This is a genomic window from Aquimarina aquimarini, assembly GCF_900299535.1.
GTDB lineage: Bacteria > Bacteroidota > Bacteroidia > Flavobacteriales > Flavobacteriaceae > Aquimarina > Aquimarina aquimarini.
Map to the genome: position 1 here is coordinate 1 of NZ_OMKE01000060.1, position 1,881 is coordinate 1,881.

Consider the following 1,881-nt stretch of genomic DNA (forward strand, 5'->3'; position numbering starts at 1 on the left):
TCTTAAAACCCATGCGAAAGCTCAATGAAGAATTCTATCGGTAAGCCGTGTGAGGGAAAACTTCAAGCACGGTTTGATGAAGGGGGCGCTGACAGTCTCGTAAATTTTACTAATTTAGTGAGAAATTTAACAGAGCTGTCAGGCTCTACTCTACTAGGTAATTTAAATATAATGTCGGTAAAAGAATTATTAATCCTGTTCTTGATTGATAAACATAGTAGTTTGAATAACATTTATTCATTAACTAGAATATTTGATAGAGCGGATTTTCCATCTGACGTCTCAAACGTTTTAAAGGTTTTAATGAGTTCTAAACTAATTGAATATGCAGAGAATCGTCCCTTAAATAAAATGCAAGTTTATAAATCAACTGTGAACGGAAAAAAATTACTTGAATCAAATTTTAATCAAAAAGAAACTCTTGACTACATTAACACTCTTGAGGATCCAAAATTTCTTTATGAACTTACAGAACTCTTATTAAATAAAGGCTAGATAAAACAAAATTTTAGAGACCTAAAATGACTGAGATAAAATCAGAAAATATAATTCGGAAAATTAAAAACGGACTTCCACATCTTGGAAAGGTCAATCTGACTTTACAACTGACTGAAAATAGCATTTTGGAAATCATAGAAAATTATCCTGACAAAACAGCAAGCGGCTATAGTCAAGGTCAAATAGAATCGATTCCAAAAGAAGGATATAATGACTGGAAAAACGGAATTAAAAACGGGATTGAATATGCTTATGAGAAACTAACTAAGCATAAAGGATTAAAAGTAATAATTGATAGCGCAATTGGTTTATCAACTGATACCAACCCAACAATAATTGGATTTGCAGCTTCTAGAGCAGTATTGGAAAAGTTATCGAATTGTGAATCTAAAAATGAACTTGAACAATTAGAAAGTCTCGTTTTTTCAAGCTGGGATTATAATCATGATGCTATACCTGATTTTATTAATAAAACAATAATCGGAAAAAAACTACCTACAACAATGTATAAGAAAACATAGGGCTTTTGGGCTTAGTTGAAAGGTCTATGTTTATTTGCAAAATCGCCAAATATAAAATTTGGTATTTTCAACAAAAAAGATAAAAGCAAAATATTATATTTGGCTTAGTACCAAACCGAAACGTATCGCTTATCACCTGCCCTACGTTTCTTATACTAAACGTTGGCATTAATTACGGATCTAAAAAATGGGCATATTTAAAAACTTATTTGGTTTAAGGCGCAAAGAAAATAATAAGCGCGCAAAACAGAATGAAATGGAACCTCAAATTGTATCAAACGAAAAAGGAATTACAATTTCAAACGAAGCCAAAGTTAACTTTGCAGATTACTTTTCTGAAAGTGATATTAATCTTCCTGAAATAATGGTGATTAACAAAGTATATGATTTAGGAATTGGAGGATGGAACATTAAAACTCGAATTTATGGAACTCAAGAGAACTATTATATTGACTTTTTTGCTGTTCATCGAATGACTAATAGTAGGCACGAAAGACTAAAGCCTGACGGAAAACTTGAAGGTTTAGAATATTTGTGGGAATTTGGATATCAGGTTTACGAAAACGACCCTGAAAGAACTGAAAGGGAGAAACAAAAGAGAATTAAAGAAAATGATAAAGTAATAGAAATTCTAAAGAAAAAAGGGTTTTATTAAAATAACTACTGCCAACACGGTGTCCTATGTAAAGCCCTTTCCCAAGTCCTAGGTTAAAAATACGATATTTTAATATTCTAATTAGCTCATAATAATGATTTTATATTATTGAATTGTTGGCAACTTCAATAAAAGTTGTCAATATTTCAACGATAGCCCATTATAACTCCGCATCCTATATGTGGTATGATATAAAATCATCCACCA

The 1,881-nt window shown here is 31.2% G+C and carries 3 protein-coding genes; all 3 read left to right on the forward strand.

The window, feature by feature from the left end:
* Positions 1-24: 24 nt before the first annotated feature.
* The 3 genes from DG508_RS20515 to DG508_RS20525 all read left to right on the forward strand — a co-directional run bounded on the left by DG508_RS20515 (position 25) and on the right by DG508_RS20525 (position 1,674).
* Positions 25-495 (forward strand): hypothetical protein, encoded by a 471-nt coding sequence (locus tag DG508_RS20515; RefSeq protein WP_108870248.1) that lies wholly within the window; start codon positions 25-27, stop codon positions 493-495.
* Positions 496-623: 128 nt separating this feature from the next.
* Positions 624-1,019, forward strand: coding sequence for a hypothetical protein (locus DG508_RS20520; protein ID WP_234418277.1), 396 nt, complete (start codon positions 624-626; stop codon positions 1,017-1,019).
* 256 nt (positions 1,020-1,275) lie between these two features.
* Positions 1,276-1,674 carry a hypothetical protein gene (locus DG508_RS20525; RefSeq protein WP_159090954.1) on the forward strand — a complete coding sequence of 133 codons (399 nt, stop codon included), beginning with the start codon at positions 1,276-1,278 and terminating at the stop codon, positions 1,672-1,674.
* The last annotated feature ends 207 nt before the right edge of the window (positions 1,675-1,881 follow it).